We start from the raw sequence: 26,366 nt of genomic DNA on the forward strand, positions 1-26,366 counted from the left end.
TCCTCAAAAAACAAGAAGTTACCATAGGTCAATGATCTTAATAAAAACTAAAGCTAAATTTGTTCTAAGAATAATTTTCATATATATAAATTTGGTTTAGGTGGGTTTCTCGAAGTTTTGAGAAACCTTTTGATTTTTTAATTAATGGAACAAAATTTATTAAAATCTCAGATTTAAAAAGAGCAACAAAATTGCTTTGCTTTTGTTTTTCCCCTAACTTTGCACAAACCTAATCTAATGAGTAAAAAGAATACAAAGTACATCTTTGTGACAGGAGGTGTAACTTCATCTTTGGGAAAGGGAATCGTTTCTGCTTCTCTGGGACTTCTACTAAAATCACGTGGCTTCAATGTAACCATCCAAAAATTAGATCCTTATATCAATATCGACCCGGGAACGCTGAATCCTTATGAGCACGGAGAATGCTATGTAACTGAAGATGGTGCTGAAACGGATTTGGATTTAGGACACTATGAGCGTTATCTTGACTCACCGACTTCTCAAAATAACAATGTTACCACAGGAAAAATCTACCAGACTGTAATCGAAAAAGAGAGAAAAGGAGACTTTCTTGGAAAAACTGTTCAGGTAATTCCTCATATCACCAACGAAATCAAACGTAGAATAAAAATTCTTTCTAAGCAGAACTACGATATCATCATTACGGAGATCGGAGGAACTGTAGGAGATATTGAATCTTTACCTTATATAGAAACCGTTCGGCAGTTGAAGTGGGAATTAGGCGAGAAAAATTCTATGGTCATACATCTTACTTTGTTGCCATATCTGGCTTCAAGTGGAGAATTAAAAACAAAACCTTCGCAGCACTCCGTACGTCAGTTGATGGAAAGCGGAATTATGGCCGACGTTTTAGTTTGTAGAACAGAACATAAGATTCCAAAAGAGCAGAGAGCAAAATTGGCTCAGTTCTGTAATGTTTCATTAGATAATGTGATAGAATGTAAAGATTTGGAAACTATTTATGAAGTTCCTATTTACCTTCAAAAACAGAACTTTGATGATGTAGTTCTAAAAGGATTGGATCTGAAAAGTGATAAAGAAGCTGATCTTAAAGACTGGAAAACTTTCCTAAAAAAATTCCAGAATCCAAAAAGAACAGTTGAAATTGCACTGGTAGGAAAATATATTTCGCTTCAGGATTCTTATATTTCAATTGCCGAAGCTTTCAAACACGCCGGAGCAGATATTGAAACGGAAGTGAAAATCAGATGGGTTTATAGTGGTGATTTAACCAAAGAAAATATTAAAGAAAGCTTAGACGGAGTTTGCGGAATATTGATTGCTCCAGGTTTCGGCGATAGAGGTATCGAAGGTAAAATTCTTACCGCTCAGTATGCAAGAGAAAATAAAGTTCCGATGTTGGGAATCTGTTTGGGAATGCAGATCATGACGATAGAATTTGCCAGAAATGTTTTAGGGTATACTAAATCCAATTCAATGGAATTTGATACATCTACGGAACAACCTGTAATTTCTTTAATGGAAGAGCAAAAAAATGTAGTAGACAAAGGAGGTACGATGCGTCTTGGAGCCTGGAAATGTGCTGTAAAAAACGGTTCAAAATTACAAGAAATCTACGGAAGCAAACATATTTCTGAAAGACACCGTCACCGTTACGAATTTAACAGTGAATATATGCAAGAATTTGAGAAAAACGGTTTCTTAGCTACAGGTACAAATCCTGAAACAGGTTTGGTGGAAGCTTTAGAAATGCCAAATCATCCTTTCTATGTAGGTGTACAATATCATCCGGAATACAAAAGTACGGTAGCAACACCACATCCTTTGTTCAGAGCATTTATTAAGGCTTGTGAAAAAGAAGTAAAGTAATTACTTAACAAGTACGTCATATTTAAACTCAGGTTGATTTTGGTCAGTCTGAGTTTATTATATAGTAATACATTATAGCATAGAGTTTTGATAAAAAAACAGTATTTTTGTCGACTCAAAAAGTATGGCATTGCTATACTTATTAAATTTTAAAAATTTTAATTAAAATAAAATGCAACAGAACAACGGACTCGATAAAAGTCAGATTATTAGTTTTGCGGTTTTATGTTTGGTCCTTTTCGGATTCATGTTTTATTTCCAAAGAAATGATGAAGAAGCTGAAAAACTAAAAGCAGATCAACAGAAAACAGAACAGACAAAAAACCCTGTAAAACCAACTCCGGCAGCTAATATCAATCCCAATGTAACTCAGAATGCGATTCAGGTTTCTAATTTGGAAAATAAGCAGTTGAAGCTAGAGTTTTCGAGCTTGGGAGGCCAGGTTTCAAAAGTTGAGCTTTTAGAATTCAAAGCTTATGATCATAAAACCGATACGGCAGATCTTCCGCTGAATCTAATCACAAAAAATAATTCGAGCTACGGTTTTCAGTTTAAAGATAAAACAGGGAAAACGATCAATACCAAAGATTTGGTTTTCTCACCAGCTGTTGCAGGAAATGCAGTTACTCTGACTGCCAATTATAATGGAGCTGTCATTCAGTTTATTTATACTTTATTAGATAAATACAGAGTAGATTTTAAAGTAAGAACTCAGGGGCTTTCAAAAATCACTTCTGATACAAAAGCAGATTTTCTCTGGAACTACAGTGTAAGGAATCTTGAAAAAGGTAGAGCTCAGGAGCAATCTCATTCAGAATTCTCTTACGCATTTAATAATTATAAAGATTATGATTATGATGGAAGAACGACGATGGATGAGCCGGAAGAAACATTAAACTGGATCGGAGTGAAACAGCAGTTTTTCTCTTCCGTGATTGAAGCTAAGAACGGATTTACTCAAAATAAAGGTAACCAGGAGGCAATTGAAGAAGGTGAATATTTGAAAAAGCTTGATTATGAAGGTCAGGTTCAGATGACAGGAAACGAGCTGAATCAGGATTTTGTTTGGTACTTTATGCCATTAGATTTATCATTGCTAAAATCATACGATAAGAATTTTGACGAAATTTTACCCTTAGGATGGTCATTCATCGGAGGTATGAACCGTTATTTCTTCATGCCTATGTATAATCTGATTGCATCTTGGGGAATCACAGCAGGTTGGGTGATTTTCTTAATGACAATTATTGTTAAATTGATCTTGTCGCCAATTATGTACAAGCAGCATAAATTGAGTGCGATGATGAAAGTAATTCGTCCCGAAATTGATGAAGCTACTGCAAAATTCAAGGATGCAGATCCGATGAAAAAACAGCAGGCAACAATGGAGATCTACCGAAAAGCAGGAGTAAATCAGATGGCGGGATGTTTACCGGCATTGGTTCAGATTCCAATTTTCTATGCATTATTCCGATTCTTCCCGAATTTTATTGACTTGAGAGGACAAGGATTCTGGTTTGCAAAAGATTTAACAGCTTATGATGATTTAATTAAACTTCCATTTAAAGTTCCTTTCTTGGGAGATCATTTAAGTGTATTTGCGATTGCGTGTACAATTGTGATCTTAATTTATACGGTAATGACTTCCGGAAACATGCAGCAGCCACAACAAGAAGGTATGCCGAATATGAAAGTATTGATGTATATTTTCCCAATTACATTTCTTTTCTTCCTGAATACTTCAGCTTCAGGTTTATCATGGTATTATTTTGTATCCAATGCAATTAATATTCTGATTATCTTAGTTATCAAATATGTAATCTTGGATGAAAAGAAAATTCACGCACAGATTCAGGCCAATAAAGAAAAGCCAAAGTCAGAAGGCAAGTTCCAGAAAAAAATGAGAGAGATGATGGAAAAAGCTCAGGAACAGCAGAAAATGCAGGAACCAAGAGGTAAAAAGAAATAATTTACATACACAAAAAGAGAAGCAATAACTGCTTCTCTTTTTTATTTAGAATTGTTTTAAATTTAAAATGTAAGCATCTTAAAATTTATAATTCACACAGTCGTTTAATTAATCATAAATTAATCTGAAAGACTGCCTGTGATATTTTGTAGAACCATGCTTTATCAGAGCTTCCTGATGCTTTTTTGTAGCGTAGCCAAAGTTGGTATCCCATCCATACTCCGGATGTTCCTCGTGCAGTTTTATCATTAACGTGTCCCTGTAATTTTTAGCTAAAATTGATGCGGCTGCGATGGATAAAACTTTAGAATCACCTTTGATAATACACTGATGGGGTATAAAATTGTAGGGATGAAATCTGTTTCCATCAACTAAAATTAGCTCAGGCAATATCGTCAGTTTATCCAAGGCTTGATGCATTGCATGAATACTGGCGTTCAGAATATTATGTTGATCAATGAATGTTGATGGTAATTCAGCAATTGCATAACTGGTTACATTATCTTTTATATAGCTATCGAGTTCCATTCTCGTTTTAAAGTTTAATTTTTTTGAATCATTTACCAAGTTTTGTTCGAAATTATCATCTAAAATCACCGCTGCAGCCACGACCGGACCACTCAAGCAGCCTCTCCCAACCTCATCACAACCTGCTTCAATATAAAAATTTGACCATTTTTTTAGTAATTCCATAAAAAATAACATTTAAGAAGTTATAAAATTATAAAAAATAAAATTATCACAAATTATTGATAATTTTTTTACTTTTTAACAGTTTCTTAAGAAAAAGTTTCACAACTTTGCGAACACAAAATTATGTATAAATGAATAAATTAACTGCAAGTATTTTAGCTGTAGTTCTTACATCCTCTTTTGCGATTGTAAATGCTCAAGAAACATCGGGTGACACTCTAAGAACTCAGGATATTCGTGAAGTAGTGGTAACAGGAGCGTTAGGTCTTAAAAAAAGACAGGATGCCGTGACTTCTACCAATCAAGTTGTAAATAATGCTGAAATTACTCAGGCTAAAAACCCTAATGCTGTTCAGGCATTAACAGGTAAAGTTTCTGGTTTACAGATTAATACAACGAATAATTCTGTAAACTCGACAACTAGAGTTGTTCTGAGAGGACCAAGATCTATTTCAGGGGATAATCAAGCATTAGTAGTAATCGATGGAGTGATATCTACTTTAGATATTTTACAAAATATACCATCCGAAATAATTGATAATATGAATATTATCAAGGGTATGCAAGGTGCTGCTTTATATGGTGAGAGAGGAAGTAATGGTGTTATTGTTGTAACAACAAAAAGAGGAACTAGGTCAGAAAAACTACAATTTAATCTAACAAGTTCTATTGATTTTTCAAATGTTTTTAAACTTCCAATAAGACAGAGTGTCTACGGGCAAGGATATCCGGGTGATACGTTTGATACAACTGACTACGGAGGAGCAAACTGGACTCCATATGAAAATACAAACTGGGGACCAGCATATTCATCGGTTTTAGGGGGGCAATCCTTAATTGTAGGAATGCCGCAAGCGGATAATTCTTGGCTGAGAGAAACATTCAGTTATAAAAAAGATGGAATGTCAAATTTTTTTAAAACCGGAGTTTTAATTCAGAATGGATTATCAGTAACCGCAGGAGGTTCTGATTCTTATGTATTCTTATCCGTAAATAGAGCAGAAAATGACTTTGTGGTTGAGAATGATAATCTAAAAAGAAATAATTTTATCCTAAAAGCAGGTAAGCAATTAGGTAAATTTAGAATTGACGGAAACGTAAATTATTTAGACAGAAGAACATCAACTACTGATTCTAATCTTTATGGTCAGTTGCTTCAAACTCCCACAAACGTTGATGTAAGACAATTCAGAAATTCTCTTCCAGATGCCAGCTATAGTGTTTATACAGTTAATCCATACTGGACTATAGATAATGATAGAGCTGATACAAAAGAAAGAACATTTACAGGCTTGGTTAATATGGAGTATAAATTAAATGATCACATTTCATTTACTTACGCAGGTACTGCTGTATCGGGTTCTACGATTCAAGAAAGTCATTTAAATGCTTTTGCTTTCGATAGAGTGTATGATGGTACAGGTACACCTATTGATGGTACATCTCCTGTTGATTATGGTTTGGATCCAATCATCTCAAATTATTATAAAACGGTTTCCTCAAGTTTCAGATACTATGGTGATCTAATGGCGAATTTTGATTATAATTTAACAGATGATTTAAATTTTAGATTGAATGTTGGGCACAACATTCAAGATAGATCTGTATCTACTACACAAGTAGGAGGGGAGAATCTTAAAATACCGGGATGGTATCACATTAATAACGTGTTACAGCCAGATTTGTTTTCTAGACTAAATAATAATAATACTAAACAGAGATCCTTTGCTTGGTTTGCTAACTTAGATTTAGGATATAAGAATTTCCTATATTTCAACTCAACCTTCAGATATGAGAAAAGTTCTCTTACAAGTGTTAATCCTGTAACAATTCAAGGAGTTCAGCTTCCATTTAGCAATAAGGGTTATCCATATTATTCTTTTGGGGCTTCATTTATTCCTACAAAAGCATTTGAAAGCATTAAAGGAAATGTTTTAAATTATGCAAAAGTGAGTTTAAACTACAGTAGAGTAGGAAATAGTTCTACTATTGATTTATATGGATTAGACAGGGTTGGTAATTTCCCAACAGGATATCCCTTTGGTTCTTTATCTTCCTACCTTCCTGCAACAACAATATTTGCTGAAGATATTGAGCCTGAATTTTATTTATCTAAAGAGGTTTCATTACAGTTAGGCTTCTTTAAAGATAGAATTACTTTTGATGGATCTGTTTTTAGAAATGATAATAAAAACTTTATTACTACAATTTCTACTTCTTCTGCATCTGGTATTAATTTTTTTCAAGATAATATTGGAAACAGCAGGAATCAAGGGTATGAATTAGATTTAGGCTTTACACCTATCAAAACAAAAGATTTTGAATGGAAATTACGGGGATCATATTCAACATATGAAACAGAAATCTTATCATTAGCAGATGGTGCTGATGAAGTAGCCTTATTTAATTCTACAACTACAAACGCGGGTATATTTGCTGTTAAAGGTGAGAACTTTCCGGTTATTAAAGGTACTAAGTATCAAAGAGATCCAAATGGAAATATTATAGTAAATGCTAATGGTAATCCTTTATCTACAACAAACTTTGAAATTCTTGGTAAAGTAAATCCAGATTATATTTTAGGATTTAACACTTCATTCAAATTCAAAGGAATTACTTTAAGTGCTACTGCAGATTATAGAACGGGAAATAGTTTCGTTTCCTTAGCTAAAGCTAGTTTAGGATCTACGGGATCTACAGAAAAAACAGCTGATTTTGACAGATCTAAAGGATATGTGATTCCTAATTCTGTTCAGTTGGTAAATGGACAATATGTTGCCAATACTACACCAGTTGGTAATGATGATAGTTATTTTGGAGTAATGAATTACTTTACTACAGCCGCTTACTCATCGGTAGGTGAAGAATTTGTTGTAGATGGTACAGCATTAAAAGTAAGAGAGATTGCTTTATCTTACGATTTACCAAAATCAATTTTGGGTAACACTTTTGTGAATTCATTATCATTCGGTGTATACGCAAGAAACCCGTTCTTCATTTATTCAAAGGACAACAGAAACTTTAACGATCCAGAAACTGCTAATACGAATGGTAATGCAGGGGGAATTGCAGTTACAGGACAATATCCTAGTATGAGAACTTTTGGTTTTAACCTTAATGCAACTTTTTAAATAAACAAAATGAAAAATAATAAATTTTTAGTGTCAATTTTAGCTTCTGCTTTAATTTTCACTGCAACATCGTGTAGTAATGACTACTTAGATGTTAATGATAACCCTAACGCAGTTCAAGCGGAACAGATTACTCCTGAACTTATACTTCCCGGTGCAATTAGCCAAGCTTATAGAACCCAAGCCGGAACTATGATGCAGTTTGGAAATCTTATGATGAACAGTTGGGCAGGAAATTCATATACGATTGCTGGTCCTTATTCAAGAGAATTTAGTTTATCAAGTGTAGACAATACTTTCTATAGAGGAATTTGGGAAAACTTATATCCAAGAATTGCTAATTTTGATCAAATGGAAAAGTTTAGTAATGTGAATCACAAACAGGACTATTACATTGCTATAGCAAAAATCATGAAGGTATATTATATGCAATATATTGTTGATTTGTATGGGGATGCTCCTTATAGTGAAGCCTTTATGGGTCAACAAAATACTACGCCTAAATATGATAATGATGCAGATATTTATAAATCTTTGATATTGAAACTAGAGGAAGCAAATGCATTGATGGATGCAGAAGATGAGCATGCTGAAGTGCCAGCTTCTGATATTGTATTTCATGGTGATATGGGACAATGGAAAGAGTTTTCAAATACATTGATGCTTAGATTGTTGGTCAGAATGTCAAAGGTTACTGGTGAATTAGCAACATATAGAGATCAAAAACTTACAGCATTAGCAACGAGAATTAATGCTGATCCGGCAAATAAATTTATTGAAAGCGAGGATGTAACTGTAAATCCTGGTTATTCTGCATCCAGTGATGATCAGATGAACCCATATATTTTAAACTGGGCCAGAAATGCATCAGGACAACAAGTGTCAAATTATTCTGTGGTGGTAGTTTCAGAGCACATGGCAAATTCACTTGAAAGAAATAGAATTCTTAATGATCCTAACTATGCTAAATTTAATGGTATTACAGATCCAAGAAAATCAAGATTATTCACCAATGTAGCTTCTGTTGATTCAAACGGAATTCCATTTACAGGATTAAAAGGTGTTAGACAAGGGAATGTTCCCGGACAGCCTGGAGTTCCAGTAAATAATGTTAATACTTCAAAATTGGGAATTGGTAATTTTGCTGGCGGTGCAGCTGTTGGTACTTGGGATGATGTGATCGCTGAAAATAATGAAAGAGGTGGTGTACTTTTTTCAATAGCGGAAAGTAATCTATTACAAGCTGAAGCTGCATTAAGATGGCCTGCGATTTTCGGAAGCATTCCTGCACAAGCTAAATTTAACAATGCTATAGTGGCTAATGGAGCCTGGCTAGGAGTTCCAACTACTGGAACGGCAACCATAGCAAATTATCTTATAGCAATTGCTTCTGTACCAGGATTGGGATGGACAGGAACAAATACACAAAAAATTGAGGCAATTATGACTCAAAAATGGATCGCATTAACGAATATAAACCCAACTGAAATGTTTATTGAGTATAACAGAACTGGTTATCCATTTACTCCAATGGCTACTACAGCTCAATTTCCTAATAAACCTTATAGATTAGTATATCCAAACTCTGAGTATGCTGCGAATTCTGCGAATGTGCCTAATATTTCAAGTGCACAAGTGTTCGTTAAAAACCAATACACTCCATTCTGGAACCAAAATTAATCTCAAGATTAAATAATACTTACAACCGCCTTCGGGCGGTTTTTTTATTTCCGTATATTTGTATTTCAAAATTTTAAAATGAATATTAAAGATATCATAGAACAAAAACTGGCAGAGATTATCTTAAATGTCTATCAGCTTAAAGATATAAAGCTCGAAATTCAGGAGAATAAAACAGAATTTGAAGGAGATTTTACCATCGTCACTTTTCCTTTGGTGAAACAATTAAAGAAAAATCCTGAAAGTATCGGGTTAGAATTGGGCCAGGCTTTGACCGAACAGACTGATTTGTTTGAAAGCTTCAATGTCATAAAAGGTTTTTTAAATGTTAAGGTTAAAAATCAGTTTTTTGTAGATCAGTTTAAAACAGTTACTGATCAATTTACGACTATCGAGAAGAAAAACGAAACGGTAATGGTAGAATATTCTTCACCAAATACCAACAAGCCACTTCATTTGGGACATGTAAGAAATAATCTTTTAGGTTTTTCCGTGGCTCAGATTCTTGAGGAAGCCGGATATGAGGTCATTAAATCTCAGATCATCAACGACAGAGGAATTCATATCTGCAAATCAATGCTTGCGTGGGAAAAATTCGGAAAAGGTGCAACTCCTGAAACGGATCATGTGAAAGGAGATAAGTTTGTAGGAAATTACTATGTGAAATTTGATCAGGAATATAAAAAAGAAATTGCTCAATTAATTGAAGAAGGAGCTTCAGAAGACCAGGCCAAAAAAGATGCTCCCTTGATGAAAGAAGCTCAACAAATGCTTCTCGATTGGGAAAATGGTGATGAAAAAGTAAGAAATCTGTGGAGCGAAATGAATTCATGGGTTTATAAAGGTTTCGGTGAAACTTATAAAAGATTAGGGGTAGATTTTGATCAGATTCAGTACGAAAGCAATACTTATATTTTAGGAAAAGATCTTATTCAGGAAGGTTTAGAAAAGGGTGTTTTGTATCAGAAAGAAGATGGTTCGGTTTGGTGTGACCTTACAGACGAGGGATTAGATGAGAAGCTTTTGCTTCGGTCAGATGGCACTTCAGTCTATATGACGCAGGATTTGGGAACAGCAGTGGAGCGTTTTAAAGAAAATAATCTTCAGAAATTAATTTATACAGTAGGAAACGAGCAGGATTATCATTTCCAGGTTTTGTTTAAAATTCTAAAAAAATTAGGTTACACTTGGGCAGATCAATTATTCCATTTGTCATATGGAATGGTGGAGCTTCCAAACGGAAAAATGAAATCCCGTGAAGGAACTGTTGTCGATGCTGATGATTTAATGCAGGAAATGTATAATGAAGCAAAATTAAAAGCACTTGAGCAAGCAAGATTAGAAGGTCTTACTGACGAGGAAAAAGAAATTTCTTATGAAATTATTGGACAGGCTGCTTTGAAATATTTCATGCTGAAAGTTGACCCGAAGAAAAAGATGTTGTTCAATCCTGAAGAGAGTATTGATTTTAATGGAAATACAGGACCATTTATCTTATACACGTATGCTCGTATTCGATCTTTGTTGATGAAAGCAAATTATTTGAATAGAGAAATTGCTGAGGTAGAATTAAATCAGCATGAAAAAGAAGTAATTTTGCAGCTTGCAAATTATAAAACGATTGTTTCCAAAGCAGCGGAAAGCTTAAGTCCTGCTTTAGTTGCAAATTATCTTTACGATTTGGTAAAATCTTACAATTCATTCTATCAGAGCTATATAATTCTAAAACTTGAGGATGAAAATTTAAAACAATTCCGTTTAAATTTATCCAATCTCACGGCACAAACCATACAAAAATCATTAGGTTTACTTGGTATAGGAACTGTAAATAGAATGTAAGCAAAAAGCCTCTTAGAAAAATCTGAGAGGCTTTTTTTATATTAAATTTGAGGAGATGCTGCTTTTCCCTGGCTTTCTTTATACAGCTTTGCATTGCTCCATTTTGCGTGTTTTGAAGGTATAATTTTATATCCTTTCTTATAGGTATAGACTTTTGTAAATTCGGCTCCGAAAAATATGAGCATACAGGAATAGTTGATCCACATCATGACTAATATCACTGTACCGGCAGTTCCGAAGGCAGACGTAGGCTTTAGTTCGCTGAAATATAAACTCAAAAGGAATTTACCAAATGTAAAAAGAATGGCAGTTAATAGTGCACCTTTCCAAACAGATTTCCAGCTGATTTCTACATCAGGAAGCACTTTAAACATCAATGCAAACAGAACGACAACAATCCCAAAACCAATCGTGAAATTGATGATTTCTACAATAAGATAAGTCTCAAGACCAAAATATCTGGTAATAAAATTATTAAAAAGGCTTATCATCGATGATAAAACCATAGTAATCATCAGTAAAAATCCTAAGATGAGAATCATTCCTAAAGAATTGGCACGGTCTAGAAGAAATTTCACCAAAGCTTTTTTAGGAGCAGCTTCTACGTCCCAAAGATTGTTCAATGATTTCTGTAACTGGAAGAAAAGGGTAGTCGAACCATACACCAATGAGCCGATTCCTACAATTTTCATAAAAATATTTTCCTTGTCAATGAGCGCACCTGCGATCATTTCCTGTATACTTGTTGCAACATCCTTTCCCATTAATCCACTGATCTGCGTACTGATCTGCCCACGAATAGCTTCTTCACCAAAGAAATTACCCGCGATCCAGATAATGATAATCAATAAACCTGGGATTGAGAAAATTGCATAATATGCGAGACTTGCAGAATCGTTGGATGCAGAAGAATTGTTCCATTCTGTAAATGTCTCTTTGACGGTTTCCCAGAAAAATTTTATTTCTTTTAGCATGATAATTAAATATATTTATAGCTGTCGGCAAATTATTAAATAAAAGTTCTGTGAAATTCTAAATACTTTTTGCTAGAGTACTTTCTTGATCTGTCAATAAGCTTTCAATTAAAAAGGATATCCGATCGCTATATTCAAAATAAGATTGTCTTTTCTCCAGTTTGAATCCCCAAAATTGATTCGGTCAAATGCCCATCTTTCACCTTTTTCATAATAAGGCACCCGCAACGGCATGGCAAGATCCAGTCTTAAGATCAGAATAGAAAAATCAAGTCTTAGACCGGCACCTGCTCCTACCGCAATTTCACTTAAAAATTCTTTTGAAAATTTCCCGCCTGGTCGAGTAGATATTCCCTGGTCGTTCAGTTCTTCATTGATTAGCCAGATATTTCCTGCATCTGCAAATACAGCGACATTTAAAAATTTGTAAATATTAGCTCTATATTCGGCATTCAGCTCCAATTTTATATCACCGGCCTGATCAAATACAAAGCCGCCATTTTCCTGTTGCGGTCTCGGATCGTAGCTTCCTGGTCCCAGAGTTCTTGCACGGAATGCTCTAATACTGTTACTGCCACCTACAAAAAACTGTCTTGAAAAAGGGATGTATTCTGAATTACCGTACGGAACGGCAACACCTGCAATAAATCTTGTGGCAAGCGATGTCTTTTCGGTAAACTTATGGTAGAATCTTACATCATTTTCAATCTTCGCATATTGACTGAAGGGAACTCCAAATATTTCTTTCTGCTTTCCTTCTTTTACGTTTGCTCCCGTTACAAGACCGGTAATATTCCCGGCCAGATCAAGCATCCCTTTATAATAGAAAGTGTTTTTTCTCGGAAGCATGGTTGTAGAATAAGTGTACGAATAGGTGGGACCGAAAATTAACTGCTGATCAACAACTCTTTCTAAATAAGGATTGTCAAAATATTTGGCAATGTACTTCGGCGTAACATTTGCCGGATCAATTAGAGAAATATCAATCAGCTTCAGCTCATGTTCTTTTCTTACATTTTCTTTCCATTGGTATCCAAATGATGCATTAAAGGTGTTCAAGGTATATAAAGTAGTCCTGTTTTGAAATTCATACCCTATCTGGATATTCGTTCTCGGGACAAAAGCACTTGAAGAATTAAAATTAAAAGGGGCCACAATTCTGGGAATCGATAACTGTGCATTGGCACCGGCTCTGAAAATATTTTCTGCATCTGCAGGACCGCCAACCTGTACATCAAAAGCACCATAAACAGACGCTTTAAACTGCTCTGCGCCACGGAAGAAATTTCTATGCGTCCAGTTTAAATTTAATTCGCTCCCTGCGTAATTTGCAGAATTTGTTCTGCCTAAAGCTTCCAGACGTAACGACTGCAGTTCTCTCGGCGTTAAAACATAATAGGCGTCGAATTTATGATTCAGAGAATCTGATATGACAAACTCATTTTTAACAAATTTAAAAACGCCTAAACTAATAAGCCTGTTCAGTGATAAATTGTGATCTTTTCTGTTATAAATATCACCTTTATCGAAATACAAAGCACGATCAAAAATTCTCGGGTTAAATTTCTTTTCAGGGTCAACTACATAAATGTCGTTGTATTCATAGCCTGCAAGAGAATCCTGACTTGTTGGAATATTGTATAGCCCTTTTTTAGCATCACGAAGATTGTAATTCGGAAAAACCACTACTTTATCAATCGTAAACTGTTCGGTTGCAAGTTTCGGAGTGTTTTCTTTCAGTTTGACAATCATCTCCACTTTATGATTTTTGCTGATTGTACTGTCTGCCTGAACGATGATATTATCAGGATTGAAATAATAAAAACCTTTATCTTTCAAACCGTCGTCTATTCTTTGTCTTTCAGATTTAATGACATCCAGATCAAAAGGATTTCCCTGTTTTAATAAAGTTTTATCTTTTAAAGCCTGAATTTCACGATTGATTAAAGTAGAATCTTTAACAAAATTGACATTACTGATCAAATACTGCGCTCCCGGATTTAAGGTGTAGATAACCCTGGCTTTTTTATTTTTCGATACGGTATCATACTTCGCTTTCGCATTGAAATATCCTTTGTTTTCAGAATAATTGACGATAATATCTTTATTAAATTCACGATCGACATCACCAAGTAAAACCGGCTCTTCTCCAAATTTATATTTCAGCCAGTATCGCAAACCTTTTTCTTTTTTAGGCTCTTTTGTTATGTTGTAAGCATACAATTGAGGTCTCAATCCCAAAAAAGATGAATTAGGTTTTGGTGTTAAATTTTCTTCAAGAGCAGCTTTCAATTCATTTTTTTTCTTTTTTGGAAGCGTATCATTTTCAATCATCACTTCTGCTCCGGTGTAGAGCATTTGCCCTTCCTTCAGAAATTTTGTGTTGCTGCAAGAGACAAGGGCAGCTGTCATTCCTGATGCTAAAAAATATTTGCAATATGTATTAAAATTGATCTTCATTTGTAGATTTGGATTTGTTTTTATCAAATGCAATCGCGAATATTTATTTATCAAATATTGGGTGATTTCATTACTTAAATTCTACGACTTGGTTATCCGGTTTTTTCTTACGTTCCTTTTCTTTGTTTCGGTTATTTCTCGACTTTCGGAAAATATCTTTAAACTGATTGTAATCTAAAGTGATGATAAAGCCAACACCTGTTTCAACAATTTGTCCTTGCAACGCAACCTGGTAATCATTTTTACGGTAAGCACGCAGCATATATCTGCCGTCTCGAGAAAGACTGTAATCTACCGTTACGTCACCTGCAATATTGGTCGTATTTTCGTTTTGTCTGGCTTCACCTTCCAATCCGAAATTACTTCCTACAGAAACTTTCAGACGGTCATTCAGTAGTTTTTTACTAAGACCAATATTAAGATCTGTTCTGGTATTTTGAGTTCCGGTAGAGTAATCTTCAGAAGATTCTAGGTCAAAATTCAGATCAACACCTTTGATCAGATCAGATGCAAGATTATTCAATTGCTGAGAAAGTATTTTACTCACACTCTGTCTCGCCAAAGTTTCAGCAGACTGCCCTGAATTGCTTTGAAATGGGTTTTCTCCAATAAAACGATTCAGTAAAAGCAATGCGAAAACCTGCTTATTCATTTCGTTTTCATCTTGTCTTAGCTGTGCCAATTTTGCATCGATGGTTTCTGTAACTGCAGATGAAACAGCATTATTTTTTTCATCTGTAGTGATGTCAAATGAGATCTGAGGTTTTAGAAGTTCACCTTTAAGAATCAATAAGGTATTAAAAGGAATTCTCTGTTTGTATTGGTTTAGATCAGCATCGCCTACCTGCTGTTCTATCAGATCAATCGGTGCTGTTTCAGTTTTATAAATTGCCGTAATATCAAGATTGGCAGTGGTAGGTTCTCCGGTCCAGGTAATTGTACTTCCTTTTTGGATGTCAAATTTTCTTTTGAGAACACTTACAGACATTTCATAGCTTCCTTTTTCAACTTGGTAAACTCCTACCAATGTTGTTTTTCCTGATGGATCAATTCCGCCTGTCAGATCTGCTTCACCCTGAAGTTTTACAAAATCACCTGCCGCCTTGTCAATAACAATAGACATTTTTGCTTCTTTGCTGACTTCTATATTTACGCTTAAATCCATCCCTTTGATTGGACTCTGAGTGTCAATAGAATCAGCTTTAATGGTTTTATTCAAAGCAATCTGGTCTTGATCGATAAATTCTACAATGCCGTCTCTTTCCTGTAAAGATGGGCTGGATTGCGGAAGAACAAAAGTAAAGTCAGTATCTTCTGAAACGGTAAGTCTACCGTCAACTTTTGGCAGATTCAGATCCCCACGGATTTTTAATGCAGCATCAATTGCCAGAATTCCGTACATCATAGCGTCGTTTGATTTTTCAGAATTTACAACTTTAAAATCTTTTGCGTCTACATCCAGATTAAATGCAAAATCTCTGTAAGTCTGAGTAAGAACCTGACCATCAATTTTCAGTGAATTACCGTCTTTGTCATTAATTTTGAATTGATCAAACTCAATTCCTCTGTTAGTAAATCCTATTTTATCATTGATGTTCCTAAAATCACTACCGGTCTGTGAGATCATTAGTCCAACATTGTTCAGATTGATATCACCAAGAATCTTAGGAGCAGCAGTTGTTCCTGTAATTTTCAGATCACCGGAAAGATAACCTTCCGTATTTGTAATTGCATTCATAGAAAACCCTTGAAGCGTTTTCATCTGCAGCTGATTCATATCTAAATTCAGGTCAAAAGTACTTGAAGAAGTATTGTAATTTCCTAAAATTTTCACATCATTATTATTTCCTGATAACGCAATATCGGCATTCAGAAGATTGGCAGACTTGTTATTGACTTTAATAGCCAAATTCCCAACCGGACTTCCGTAAACAATCAAATCAGAAACGTTAATATCTGAGGTAAACGTCATGTTTTTTGTCAGATCTCTCAACTGCGCTGTTCCGTTGATAGTACCTTTAGCCAACAATGAATCTTTTTTGATGATTTCTGTAATGGTTTCAATCTTAAAGTTCTTCAAAGAAACATTCAGCGGGCTGCTCGGTAAATTGCTTTCAGACTGGAGAGAAATTTCGGCTCCGGCGTTGGAAAGGGTGAAATTGTCTGCAACAATTCCCTGACTGAAAATCTGGATTTTATTGTTTTCAGCAACCGCCCAATCCATATAATTTAATTTTAAACCGTTCGGATTTAAAGAAATTTCTGTAATATCGTTTATTGATTTTGCATTTCCGGCAATCAGAAACTGTGTTTCATCTTTAGCATCTTTCGTTGTGATATTATAATTGATGATGTTGTTGGCGACATCTCCGTTGATATTAACTTTGTTTAAAGCAAAACTTTCACTTTGTAATGCTGCAACATCAAGATTGTACTTCAAAGCCTGGTTTTCATTAGAAATCTTTAATGACGTATTTTCTAATGTATTGGTGCCATAAAGAATCTGCGGAATATTTGCATCAAGCTCAATTTTCTGAGAATCTGCGTTATAATTTCCTGTAATGTTGATGGTCTCAAAACTTTTCAGTTCAGGAACAAACTTCCTGATCAGATCGTCATTTTTAATTTTAGCATTAAAAGTAAAAAACTGTCCGGCATCAATTTTCTGGGTTTTTCCTGACTTCTGAAATTGGTAATACTGATTAATCGTTTGCTGTAAAGCTCCGAAAATCTGGGTCAGCTTATACTTTCCGTTCAGTTCTACATCAGCAATCTGAGAATTGAATTTTATCTGTGTGGAATCTGCTGTAGAAACCGCCAGTAAATTAACTTCCTGAAGCGGATAAACTTCCTTGGTATCAGAAATTGCAAAGTTTTTAAGATTCAGATATCCGTTTAAATGATCTGGATCCAAACTTTTAAAATCACCATCAATTGCTCCGGCAATAATCATTGGAGAATTGTAAAAACCTAATTTATTTAAATCTAATTTGTTAATGTTTCCGTTAACTTTTACTGTTGGGTTTTTGTCATCGTAAACTCCTGAAGCGGTCAGCTGTAAATTGGCATTCGGGTCTTTTGAATTGAGCACGACATTATATGCTCCACGGTTAATTTTCCCGACGAGATTCATATTTTGATACCGGTAACCTTTGTAAGTTGCAGACTGTACAAATCCTTTCAAATTGGCATTCGCATTTTTGAAATCAAAGCTTTCACCTTTTGCATAAATCTGGGCGGTTACAGCTCCGACATCCTTGTTCTGAATGATCTTCCCAATCTGTAAATTTTGTAAGTTGGCTTTTACATCATACAGCTCACGTTTTTTTCTGCGCATGTCTACTTTTGCGATGATTCCGGCATTTCCTAAAGTAGAAGTAAGTCTCAAATTGGTATTTACAATTTTTGTTGTGCCTTTTGCAATCCCTTTGACAGTAAAAAAGGAAGGTAACGTAATGTTTTTCGGAATTGTATTTTTTGGAACTAAATTGTAGATCGTTTTTGCTGATGAAGATAGTTCTGCAATTTTTAAATCATAATATAAATTTTCAGGATTCATTGCATTTTTAATTCTTCCTGAAGCTGCCACTTTCAATCGATCTAAGCCTGAAACTTTCAGATTTTGAATCGTCAAGTCGTTAATCGTTCCTTGTAATAATGCATTGACGTTTAAGATAGCATTTGGATATTTATTGAATGGCGCAGTATTTCTCAAAGTCGGAACTAAATTTAAAATATCCGAAAAACCAACATTGGAATCACGGATGTCGGCAGAAATTTTTACCGCTCCAGGATTCGTTGACAGTTGTTCTATCGAATTATAATTTAAAACAATCTCATCTCTCAAAACAGTTTTCGGAGTCTGTAAATAAAGATTTTTCAGGTAAGCTTGTTCAGAGTCATATACAAAATCAGTATTGAATTTTTGAATATTTAAACCTCTCGCTTCCTGGATTTCGGCTGATTTTACACTTCCTGCAAAACCATTGTTTTCCATTTTAAAGTTTCTGACGTCGAGGTTTAGCTTTGCGAAATTAAGATGGTTAAAATCCATCCCGGAACGGGTAGGAGCGGCTGCGGTATTGTTGTATGCTACTTTTACGTTGTCAAGAATAAACTTGCCCAAGAGAAGTTTCATAGCTTTATCTTTCGAAGTCGATGGTTTTGATGTTGCATCTTTCGGATTAGCGTTTTTTGTCGGAAGATATAGATTGGCATTGATGTTTGCATCTGTCAGATAAACATTCCCTACATTATAAGAATTGTTTTCAAGATCAAGGTCGTTGACTTTTGTGCTTAATTCTTTAAACAGAACTTTTGCAAAAGTTTTAGAATTGTCGTCTCCGTAATCAATGTTGAAGTTGGTCAGTTTGATGCCACTTAAACCAAGCTTCATCGGTTTTTTCTGATTCAGTGAATCTACTTTTTCTTCGACATTTTTTGAAACTTCTTCTACAAAATCCTGTTTTAGTTTTAATTTTAATCCGTCAAGATTAATATCGTTTACCGCGTAAGAATTGTTTTGAAGATCAAAAGTTTTTACTCTTGTATCAAATGAATTGAAATAGACTTTAATATCATTTCTGGATTGCTGATCATTAAAAGTCAGCCCGATATCTTTCAATTTAATTTTATCCAGAGAAATAATGAAAGGTTTTGAAGTGCTTTCTTCTTTATCGGAGGTTGCAAAAGCATCAATAATATAATCAAAATTGAATTTCCCCTGAGGATTTCTTACAACATTAGCTCTCACACCTTCCAGATCAATTGAAGTAAGATCGGCTTTAGATTTGATCAGCTGCCACATATCCAGACCTACATCTAATTTTCTTGCTGAGAGAAGTGTATCAATATTCTGGCCTTTAAGGTATAAATTTTCCATCACCAGACTGTTCGGAAAACCTATATACACCCTATCTAGACTGACTTTTGTTTTGATTTTTTTCTCCAGATAAACAACCAGTTTGCCTTTTATATAATTTTGTACAGCAGGAAGTCTCAAGCTTACTACCAAAAGGATAAGCAAAACCACTATAGAGATGATTGTAATAACAACACCCCTGAGAATTTTTCTTTTGTTGAATTTCAGTTTCAAATTTTTTCTGATTTAGAACAGTATACAATTATTTAGGCGGTATAGAATCGTTTATTTTTACCACTTTTTAAATTATTGATAACTTTTATATCTTAAAAATCTGAAGTTTGATAAGTTTTAACATAGTTATTTTTGTATGAAATATTTGCCAGATGGCCTTGTTTGCTATTCACCAGCAATATGTCTGCCAACAGTAGTGAATTATGTTAATAACTCTAAATGTGGTATGAAAACTGATATAAACGGTAATCTGCAAATCTATTTAACAAGCAAACAAAAAACCACCCTAAAAAAGGATGGTTTGTAGACCCACAGGGATTCGAACCCCGGATAACGGTACCAAAAACCGGTGTGTTACCACTACACTATGGGTCTGTTTTATTTTTGGTGGTGCAAATGTATCTATTTTTTCTTTAGCAGCAAAAAATTGTTAAAGAATTTTCACGATATTTTATAAACAAAAAACCACCCTAAAAAAGGATGGTTTGTAGACCCACAGGGATTCGAACCCCGGATAACGGTACCAAAAACCGGTGTGTTACCACTACACTATGGGTCTGTTTTATTTTGGTGATGCAAATTTACAGTTTTTTTATTTACCTGCAAATAGTTTTTATTTTTTTTTAAATTTACAGTACTTTTTATTCACAGCAGCCATGGTAATTGACTTCAATAATCTCAATATTAATAATTTACATTTTCAGACAGACTTTGAGAGAAAAATACATTCTTTTTTAATAGAATGGCTCTCAGATTCTCAAACCGTGACAGTGAAGACATCCGGATCTACGGGAGCTCCGAAAATATTTGAAATTGAGAAAAATAAAATGCTGAATTCTGCAAAAATGACGTGCGATTTCTTAGAGTTATATAAAAATAATACAGCCCTTGTTTGTCTTCCTATAGAATATATTTCAGGAAAAATGATGGTAGTGCGCGCTTTTGAAAGGAAGTTGCAACTTATTATTTCAGATCCGTCTTTGAAACCTTTAGAAGATTTACATTCTGAAATTGATTTCTGTGCATTGACGCCTCTGCAGGTTGAAAACTCTTTAGATAAAATTCATTACATTAAAAATCTCATTATCGGAGGAGCAGCTGTATCAGAAAGTTTAAAAACAAAAATTACTCAGACACTTCAACACACCAATACACCAACAGGGATTTACGAAACCTATGGAATGTCTGAGACGCTTTCTCATATTGCTTTAAAAGAAATTCATCCTGAGCAGAATAATTATTTTACAGTATTTGATCAAATTTCTATTGCTAAAGACGAGCGCGGCTGTCTGAAAATTTCTGCTCCCAATTTGAATAATGAAATCTTAGAGACTAATGATTTAGTTGAGATAAAGAATGAAAATCAGTTTAGGTTTTTAGGGAGAATAGATCATGTGATTAATTCCGGAGGCGCAAAAATATTTCCTGAAGAACTGGAAGCTTTAGTTAAAAAAGAGATGCAGAATGAAGTTGTTTTTTTAGGACTAGAAGATGAAAGTTTGGGACAGAAGTTGATTGCTGTGATTGAAGGAAAAGAATCTGATGATTTGATTAAAAAAATAGAAGGAATTCAGTATGAAAAAAGCTTTCACAAGCCTAAAGAAATTATCTTTGTTGAGGAAATTCCAAGAACCCAGAATGGAAAGGTGAATAGAATTGAACTTCGAAGGATGATTGAGAGAAGTTGATTAATATTCAATCATTCAAACCATCCCGTCTCAATTTTTCTTTTAAAAATTGATCCACCCCTCCAAAGAATGGGAATAAAAATGCATATTATGAAAGATTTTTCAAAAGAACTGAATTTTAAAACTTCTTGCAGCAGTGGGGCAGGAGGGCAAAATGTGAATAAAGTAGAAACAGCTGTTACCGTATTGTGGAAAGTATTAGATTCTGAATTTTTTAATAATTGGCAAAAAGATTTAATTTTAGAAAAACTAAAAAACAGAATCAATCTTGAAGGACTTTTATACTTAAATGTTTCTGAAAGCAGAACGCAGCTGCATAACAAGAAGATAGCAATAGAGAAAATTTTAGATCTGGTGGATAACGCATTAGTGATCCCAAAATTCAGGGCAAAGACAAAACCTACCAGATCTTCTGTAGAGAAACGCATTGAACAGAAAAAACAGCATTCAAATAAAAAAGAAAACAGACGTTTTAAATTTTAAGTCTCCGCATTTAGAAAAAACAGTATTTTTGCGAAAAATTAATAACAATGTTTAAAAAACTTTTTATTTCGGGAGCATTCCTGGTTCCATTTTTGTTTTCAGCACAAGAAGAAACTTTAAAATCAGAATCTAGAATTTCTATCATTCCTGCTGTTGGCTATGCTTGGCGATTAGCAAAAATGCCATCAGGAATTCCAAAAGATACAAGAGATTATATTAAAGGATTGAAAACCGGTTTAAATATAGATGTATCTGCCTATTATCATTTAAAAGGAAATGGTGCTATTGGTATAAAATATTCAAATTACATGGCTTCCAGCGATGGAAGACTTACCGTACAAGGTCTTAACGGTGAAGCTGTCTCAGGATTTGTAAGCACCAAAGATAATATCAGTTTTGTAGGTCCGGCATATATGTTTTCGAATTTTAAAGATGATACAAAGCACAAATTGTTCTACGATATTGCATTAGGTGTGATTACTTACACTACGAAAACAGGTTCTGTCAAGGGTACAGGTTCTAATTTAGGTTTAGAAGCAAATTTTGCATATCAATATGCTATTACCAACCAGATTTTTATCGGTCCTAAATTGGGTGTTACTGCAGGGACACTTAGTAAGATGAAATACAATGGCACCACAGTGAATTTTGGAGAGGATGAAGGAGAAGGATTAAGCAGACTTTCTTTGAGTGCAGCGGCAACTTTCCGTTTTTAAATTTTATCTTTGTAAAAAATTAAAAAATGAGCAAACCGATTACAGAGTTCATAGAAAAATATTATCTGCACTTCAATGCAGCAGCTTTGGTAGACGCTTCAAAAGGATATGTGGCCCACTTGAAAGAAGGAGGAAAAATGATGATTACTTTGGCTGGAGCAATGTCTACAGCTGAGTTGGGGAAAATCCTTGCTGAAATGATCCGTCAGGATAAAGTAGATTTTATCTCTTGTACAGGAGCAAACCTTGAAGAAGATCTGATGAATTTAGTAGCACATTCTCATTACGAAAGAGTTCCTCATTACAGAGATTTGACAGCTCAGGATGAATGGGATTTGCTTGAAAGAGGTCTAAATAGAGTTACAGATACCTGTATTCCTGAAGAGGAGGCTTTCAGAAGATTGCAGAAACACATCGTTGAGATCTGGAAAGATGCTGAAGCAAAAGGAGAAAGATATTTTCCGCATGAATTTATGTATAAAATGATTCTTTCAGGAGTGTTGGAGCAATATTACGAAATCCCAAGAGAAGATTCATGGATGATTGCTGCAGCTGAAAAAAACCTTCCGATTGTAGTTCCGGGATGGGAAGATTCTACCATGGGAAATATTTTTGCTTCTTATTGCATTAAGGGCGAATTGACTGCAACCACCATGAAATCAGGAATTGAATACATGACCTATTTGGCAGATTGGTACACGAAAAATTCAGCAGGAAAAGGAGTCGGCTTCTTCCAGATTGGTGGGGGTATCGCAGGAGATTTCCCGATTTGCGTAGTTCCGATGCTGTATCAGGATATGGAAATGCATGATATTCCGTTCTGGTCATATTTCTGTCAGATCTCAGATTCAACGACTTCTTACGGTTCTTATTCCGGAGCAGTTCCGAATGAAAAAATTACTTGGGGAAAACTGGATATCACGACACCGAAATTTATCGTTGAAAGTGATGCGACCATTTGCGCACCATTGATGTTCTCTTATATCCTGGAAAATTAAGGTATTTTATCTTAAATTGATAATAAATAATAAACGCTTCATCGATTTGAAGCGTTTTTATTTGTAAAGAATTTGTTATTTGGGCGTGCCACCTTCCAATGCTCAATCCACATCTAGGGTCGGGCTTCTCCGGGCTTCACTTCGTTGCGGTGCTTTGCACCGCTCGCTTCGCTCGCGCCCTCCATATCCCTCACGCGGATCAGTCCAAAGAATTAATCACCACAAAATAGCGGTATGCTAGAATTGCTTTTTGCATCTTAGTAAGTTTTGCCGGGTCTTTATTGCTTAGTTTCGGTAAAACTTTTTTATTGATCTTATTGAGCAGACGGAAAAATGATTTTTTCATAACTTTATAGTTTAATAAGTATCAGTAAATACAGGAGTCCAAAAATAATGCAAATCATTTCAGAAAAATAAAAGCATGAATGACATCTTCAAGCAGCAGGTTTGGGAAATTACCAAATTAGTTCCCAAAGGAAGAGTGACAAGCTACGGAGCAATTGCAAAAGCGGTGGGTTTTCCTAATCATTCGCGACATGTAGGAAAAGCAATGGGAGGCTGTCCCAAGGATGTTCCTGCGCATCGGGTGATTTCGAGTTCGGGAACTCTATCCGTTCAGGAATTTCAGGTAAGGTTGGAAGAAGAAGGAATCGAAGTGGAAAATTTCAGAATTAAGAATTTTAAGAAATTGTTTTGGAATCCCTTGGAAGAGCTATAAACTGAATTTTTTCATGAGTTTCGGCGGCGGCTTTGCCGCCGCCGAAACTCATGAAAAACCCGAAAAAACTTAGTTTTTTCGGGTTTCAATATAATTATTCAAATTACTTCTCCAATTGCTTATAACTTCTCTGTATAAAATCGGTAAGATCTTTCCCTTTCAATAAATTCTGGGAAAGTTTAGCGAGGTCTAAAGCATATTTTATTAGGTTTTCCTTGCTTTCTGCATCTTCAGTTTTTAAAATCTGACCGGCAAATTCGCTGTTAGAATTCACCACAAGATTATACATTTCAGGAAAACCGCCTATCACAAACATTCCGCCGCCGCCGGTTGCCTGCATATCTTTCATTCTTCTAATAAATTCAGGTTGAGTAATTGTAAAAGGCGCATCAGTGCTATCTAAATCCTCCAGTTGAACGGTGAATTTTTTGTCTTTAATAGATTCCTCCACACTCTTTTTAAGCGTTTCTTTATCGGTTTCGTTTAATTTAGAAATAATAGGATCGTCTTTTTTGATCAAATTATTCACATGATCGGCATCCACTCTTGCAAACTGAATTTTTTCTTTTGTAGTTTCCATTTTCTGGATCAGATGTGGAACTATAGGGGAATCTAAAAGAAGAACATCATACCCTTTATCTTTTGCAGACTGGATGTAGCTGTGTTGTTCATCGGCATTGGTGGCATATAGGATCACTAAGTTTCCGTCTTTATCTGTCTGATTGGGTTTGATTTTCTCTTCCAGTTCGTTCCACAAGAAGTATTTCCCGTCTGTGGTTGGGTAGAGGGTGAATTTATCTGATTTTTCAAAGAATTTGTCTTCAGAAATCATTCCGTATTCGATTACGATTTTGATGTCGTTCCACTTGGTTTCATAATCTTCACGGTTTTCATTGATCAGTGAAGCCATTTTATCAGCCACTTTTTTAGTGATATAAGAAGAGATTTTCTTCACTGCACCATCTGCCTGCAAATATGAACGGGAAACGTTCAAAGGAATATCCGGAGAATCAATCACTCCACGAAGCAACATCAAGAAGTCAGGAACAATACCTTTCACTTCATCTGTTACATAAACCTGATTTTGATACAGCTGAATTTTATCTTTTTCAATGTTTAATCCATTGTTTAGCTTAGGGAAAAATAAAACTCCCGTCAGGTTAAACGGATAATCGACATTCAGATGAATATGGAATAATGGCTCCTCAAACTGCATCGGATACAGCTCATGGTAAAATTTAGTGTAATCTTCCTTATTCAGATCAGCAGGAGCGATAGTCCACGCCGGATTTGGATTATTGATGATATTATCAATCTCTTCGGTTTCTGCTGCAGTTCCTTCCGGAGCATCTTCCGGAATTGGAAGCGTGTGAGTTTTGGTTCCGAATTTAATGGGAACAGGCATGAATTTGTTGTATTTCGACAACAGTTCTGTGATTTTAGATTCTTCTAAAAACTCCGTAGAATCTTCTGCGATATGAAGGATTATTTCGGTTCCTCTGTCGGTTTTTTCAGTTGTTTCTTCAAGACTGAATTCCGGACTTCCATCACAAATCCAGCGAACCGCCGGGTTTTCATCACGATAAGATTTTGTAATGATTTCTACTTTTTCAGCCACCATAAAAGCTGAGTAGAAGCCTAGTCCGAAATGTCCGATAATTCCCGAATCTTTAGCAGAGTCTTTATACTTATCCAGAAATTCTTCGGCTCCCGAAAATGCCACTTGGTTAATGTATTTCTCCACTTCTTCAGCAGTCATCCCGAGACCTTGGTCGATGATATGGAGCTTTTTGTTTTCCTTATCGATTCTTACTTCGATTTTTGGATTTCCGTAATCTACTTTGGCTTCACCAATATTCGTCAGGTGTTTTAATTTCAATGTTGCATCAGTTGCATTTGAAATTAATTCTCTTAAAAATATTTCGTGATCGCTGTATAAAAACTTTTTAATCAAGGGAAAAATATTTTCCACCGAAACATTGATATTTCCTTTTGTCATATCTATTGAGTTTAATTTTATATATCTTTTAGCTCAAAAAAAAGACCACCGTGCCAGAAGTGACAAATTGAC

Annotated in this window: 15 protein-coding genes and 2 tRNA genes; 10 read left to right on the forward strand and 7 right to left on the reverse strand. The window is 35.0% G+C overall.

The features are described from left to right. Nucleotides 1-237: 237 nt before the first annotated feature. Together K0U91_RS09220 and yidC are read left to right on the forward strand one after the other, a co-directional pair. Nucleotides 238-1,851, forward strand: coding sequence for a CTP synthase (locus tag K0U91_RS09220; protein ID WP_219970419.1), 1,614 nt, complete (start codon nt 238-240; stop codon nt 1,849-1,851). Nucleotides 1,852-2,023: 172 nt separating this feature from the next. Continuing rightward, nucleotides 2,024-3,820 carry a membrane protein insertase YidC gene (gene yidC / locus K0U91_RS09225; protein WP_220180579.1) on the forward strand — a complete coding sequence of 599 codons (1,797 nt, stop codon included), beginning with the start codon at nt 2,024-2,026 and terminating at the stop codon, nt 3,818-3,820. A 108-nt stretch (nt 3,821-3,928) separates the two neighbouring features. Here the strand turns inward: yidC and K0U91_RS09230 are convergent, their stop codons facing one another. Further along, entirely contained in the window at nt 3,929-4,513 is a 585-nt protein-coding gene (locus K0U91_RS09230) for a ribonuclease HII (protein WP_219970421.1), read from the reverse strand. Nucleotides 4,514-4,644: 131 nt separating this feature from the next. Between K0U91_RS09230 and K0U91_RS09235 the strand changes: the two genes are divergently transcribed. The 3 genes from K0U91_RS09235 to argS all read left to right on the forward strand — a co-directional run bounded on the left by K0U91_RS09235 (nt 4,645) and on the right by argS (nt 11,163). Then, entirely contained in the window at nt 4,645-7,644 is a 3,000-nt protein-coding gene (locus tag K0U91_RS09235; RefSeq protein WP_220180578.1) for a SusC/RagA family TonB-linked outer membrane protein, read from the forward strand. A 9-nt stretch (nt 7,645-7,653) separates the two neighbouring features. Further along, the gene (locus K0U91_RS09240; protein WP_220180577.1) at nt 7,654-9,324 is read left to right on the forward strand and encodes a SusD/RagB family nutrient-binding outer membrane lipoprotein; all 1,671 of its coding nucleotides are present in this window, start codon (nt 7,654-7,656) and stop codon (nt 9,322-9,324) included. Nucleotides 9,325-9,402: 78 nt separating this feature from the next. Beyond that, nucleotides 9,403-11,163, forward strand: a complete 1,761-nt coding sequence (gene argS, locus K0U91_RS09245; RefSeq protein ID WP_220180576.1) for an arginine--tRNA ligase — start codon at nt 9,403-9,405, stop codon at nt 11,161-11,163. Nucleotides 11,164-11,204: 41 nt separating this feature from the next. Here the strand turns inward: argS and K0U91_RS09250 are convergent, their stop codons facing one another. The 5 genes from K0U91_RS09250 to K0U91_RS09270 all read right to left on the reverse strand — a co-directional run bounded on the left by K0U91_RS09250 (nt 11,205) and on the right by K0U91_RS09270 (nt 20,251). Further along, nucleotides 11,205-12,137, reverse strand: a complete 933-nt coding sequence (locus K0U91_RS09250; protein WP_219970425.1) for a YihY/virulence factor BrkB family protein — start codon at nt 12,135-12,137, stop codon at nt 11,205-11,207. Between the two features lie 108 nt (nt 12,138-12,245). Then, nucleotides 12,246-14,597: a translocation and assembly module lipoprotein TamL gene (gene tamL / locus K0U91_RS09255; RefSeq protein WP_220180575.1), complete on the reverse strand. Its 2,352-nt coding sequence runs from the start codon at nt 14,595-14,597 to the stop codon at nt 12,246-12,248. A 70-nt stretch (nt 14,598-14,667) separates the two neighbouring features. Further along, a complete protein-coding gene (locus tag K0U91_RS09260) occupies nt 14,668-19,692 on the reverse strand; it encodes a translocation/assembly module TamB domain-containing protein (RefSeq protein WP_220180574.1) in 5,025 nt (1,674 codons plus the stop codon). Between the two features lie 304 nt (nt 19,693-19,996). Next, a tRNA-Gln gene (locus tag K0U91_RS09265) sits at nt 19,997-20,067 on the reverse strand. 113 nt (nt 20,068-20,180) lie between these two features. Continuing rightward, nucleotides 20,181-20,251 (reverse strand) — tRNA-Gln (locus K0U91_RS09270). 97 nt (nt 20,252-20,348) lie between these two features. Between K0U91_RS09270 and K0U91_RS09275 the strand changes: the two genes are divergently transcribed. The 5 genes from K0U91_RS09275 (at nt 20,349) to K0U91_RS09295 (ending at nt 24,295) form a co-directional block, all read left to right on the forward strand. After that, the gene (locus K0U91_RS09275) at nt 20,349-21,380 is read left to right on the forward strand and encodes an AMP-binding protein (RefSeq protein WP_220180573.1); all 1,032 of its coding nucleotides are present in this window, start codon (nt 20,349-20,351) and stop codon (nt 21,378-21,380) included. Between the two features lie 90 nt (nt 21,381-21,470). Beyond that, nucleotides 21,471-21,863 (forward strand): alternative ribosome rescue aminoacyl-tRNA hydrolase ArfB, encoded by a 393-nt coding sequence (arfB, locus tag K0U91_RS09280; RefSeq protein WP_220180572.1) that lies wholly within the window; start codon nt 21,471-21,473, stop codon nt 21,861-21,863. Between the two features lie 47 nt (nt 21,864-21,910). Beyond that, on the forward strand, nt 21,911-22,579 hold the full coding sequence (locus K0U91_RS09285) for a hypothetical protein (RefSeq protein WP_220180571.1): 669 nt from the start codon (nt 21,911-21,913) through the stop codon (nt 22,577-22,579). A 26-nt stretch (nt 22,580-22,605) separates the two neighbouring features. After that, the gene (locus K0U91_RS09290; RefSeq protein ID WP_220180570.1) at nt 22,606-23,577 is read left to right on the forward strand and encodes a deoxyhypusine synthase family protein; all 972 of its coding nucleotides are present in this window, start codon (nt 22,606-22,608) and stop codon (nt 23,575-23,577) included. Between the two features lie 421 nt (nt 23,578-23,998). Continuing rightward, a complete protein-coding gene (locus K0U91_RS09295) occupies nt 23,999-24,295 on the forward strand; it encodes an MGMT family protein (RefSeq protein WP_219970433.1) in 297 nt (98 codons plus the stop codon). 103 nt (nt 24,296-24,398) lie between these two features. On the opposite strand, the gene htpG is transcribed toward K0U91_RS09295, so the two are convergent. Further along, nucleotides 24,399-26,294 carry a molecular chaperone HtpG gene (gene htpG / locus K0U91_RS09300; RefSeq protein WP_220180569.1) on the reverse strand — a complete coding sequence of 632 codons (1,896 nt, stop codon included), beginning with the start codon at nt 26,292-26,294 and terminating at the stop codon, nt 24,399-24,401. Nucleotides 26,295-26,366: the final 72 nt, after the last annotated feature.

This window comes from Chryseobacterium sp. LJ668 (assembly GCF_019613955.1).
Lineage (GTDB): Bacteria > Bacteroidota > Bacteroidia > Flavobacteriales > Weeksellaceae > Chryseobacterium.

Coding starts and splice junctions, on each gene's coding strand:
- K0U91_RS09220 (WP_219970419.1), top strand. CDS start 238: ATGAGTAAAAAGAATACAAAGTACATCTTTGTGACAGGAGGTGTAACT.
- yidC (WP_220180579.1), top strand. CDS start 2,024: ATGCAACAGAACAACGGACTCGATAAAAGTCAGATTATTAGTTTTGCG.
- K0U91_RS09230 (WP_219970421.1), bottom strand. CDS start 4,513: ATGGAATTACTAAAAAAATGGTCAAATTTTTATATTGAAGCAGGTTGT.
- K0U91_RS09235 (WP_220180578.1), top strand. CDS start 4,645: ATGAATAAATTAACTGCAAGTATTTTAGCTGTAGTTCTTACATCCTCT.
- K0U91_RS09240 (WP_220180577.1), top strand. CDS start 7,654: ATGAAAAATAATAAATTTTTAGTGTCAATTTTAGCTTCTGCTTTAATT.
- argS (WP_220180576.1), top strand. CDS start 9,403: ATGAATATTAAAGATATCATAGAACAAAAACTGGCAGAGATTATCTTA.
- K0U91_RS09250 (WP_219970425.1), bottom strand. CDS start 12,137: ATGCTAAAAGAAATAAAATTTTTCTGGGAAACCGTCAAAGAGACATTT.
- tamL (WP_220180575.1), bottom strand. CDS start 14,597: ATGAAGATCAATTTTAATACATATTGCAAATATTTTTTAGCATCAGGA.
- K0U91_RS09275 (WP_220180573.1), top strand. CDS start 20,349: ATGGTAATTGACTTCAATAATCTCAATATTAATAATTTACATTTTCAG.
- arfB (WP_220180572.1), top strand. CDS start 21,471: ATGAAAGATTTTTCAAAAGAACTGAATTTTAAAACTTCTTGCAGCAGT.
- K0U91_RS09285 (WP_220180571.1), top strand. CDS start 21,911: ATGTTTAAAAAACTTTTTATTTCGGGAGCATTCCTGGTTCCATTTTTG.
- K0U91_RS09290 (WP_220180570.1), top strand. CDS start 22,606: ATGAGCAAACCGATTACAGAGTTCATAGAAAAATATTATCTGCACTTC.
- K0U91_RS09295 (WP_219970433.1), top strand. CDS start 23,999: ATGAATGACATCTTCAAGCAGCAGGTTTGGGAAATTACCAAATTAGTT.
- htpG (WP_220180569.1), bottom strand. CDS start 26,294: ATGACAAAAGGAAATATCAATGTTTCGGTGGAAAATATTTTTCCCTTG.